This window comes from Halosegnis rubeus (assembly GCF_009184545.1).
In the GTDB taxonomy this organism is placed as follows: Archaea; Halobacteriota; Halobacteria; order Halobacteriales; family Haloarculaceae; genus Halosegnis; species Halosegnis rubeus.
Genome location: NZ_QJOW01000012.1, coordinates 1 through 1,179 on the forward strand (window position 1 = coordinate 1; position 1,179 = coordinate 1,179).

The 1,179-nt window shown below is 58.4% G+C and carries 1 protein-coding gene; it reads left to right on the top strand.

Features of this window, described 5'->3' with window-relative positions; all coding sequences use genetic code 11:
- Positions 1 to 304 precede the first annotated feature (304 nt).
- On the top strand, positions 305 to 1,179 hold an 875-nt coding region (locus DMP03_RS14085), incomplete at its 3' end, for an RNA-guided endonuclease InsQ/TnpB family protein (protein WP_152121179.1).

Here is a 1,179-nt window from a genome sequence, read left to right on the forward strand (position 1 = left end):
TTAGCAGAATACAGGCGCTAAGCCCCCGTCCTCAAGGAGCAACGCAGGGCAAAGCCCGAGTAGCGCAGTAGGGCGGGGATACAGCGCCGTCATCACCTGTTCGTACACTGTTCTATTGCAGGCCCACAGGCCAACGTTCATCGGAGATCTTATACGTGTGACGTGCATAGTGTGTATTACGGTGAAACGGAAGACAATCACCATTCGAGAAGACCAAGACGAGTGGATAGAGGACCACCACCTCAACCTCTCGTCTTTCATCCGTGAGCAACTGGATGAACTAATTGAGGAACGGGAGTAAGGGATGTACTACGCCTACAAGTACCGTCTCAAGCCGTCCGACGCCCACCGCGAGGAGTTGGACCGCCACCGAGACATTTGTCGGCAACTCTACAACCACGCGCTCTACCGGCTTAACGAGTTCCAAGACGAACACGGCGAACTGCCGTCCATGACCACGCTACGGTCGGAACTTCCCGACCTCAAGACGTGGTGGGACGACCTCTCCGACGTGTACTCGAAAGTTCTCCAAACCGTCGTCGAACGCCTGTTCGACAACCTGAAAGGTCTCTCCGCGCTCAAGCAGAACGGCTACGGTGTCGGTCAACTCAAGTGGAAGCCGCCACGGGAGTTCCGCAGTTTCACGTACAGTCAGTCCGGCTTCAAGCTCGACAAGAAGGGCGGTCAGACTGTGCTGTCACTCTCGAAACTCGCGGACATCCCGATTCGGCTCCACCGCGCCATCCCCGACGACGCCACCGTGAAACAGGTCACGCTCAAGAAGGAGCCAACGGGCGAGTGGTTCGCCACGTTTGGCGTCCAAATGGACCGAGAACCGCCCGAACCGCCTGAGAATCCCGACAAGTGCGTCGGCATTGACGTGGGAATCCTGAAGTACGCTCACGACACCGACGGCACGGCTGTCGGGTCGCTCGACCTCTCGGACGAACGTGAACGCTTGGAGCGCGAGCAACGGAAGCTCTCGCGGAAGCAACACGGGTCGAACAACTACGAGAAGCAACGGCGACGAGTCGCGGAGTGTCACGCCGACCTTCGACGGAAGCGCCGTGACTTCTTGCACAAGCTCTCGAACTACTACGCCACCGAGTACGACCTCGTGGCGGTCGAAGACCTGAACGTGAAGGGGATGATGGAGTCGCCGTCGAACAGCCGCAACAC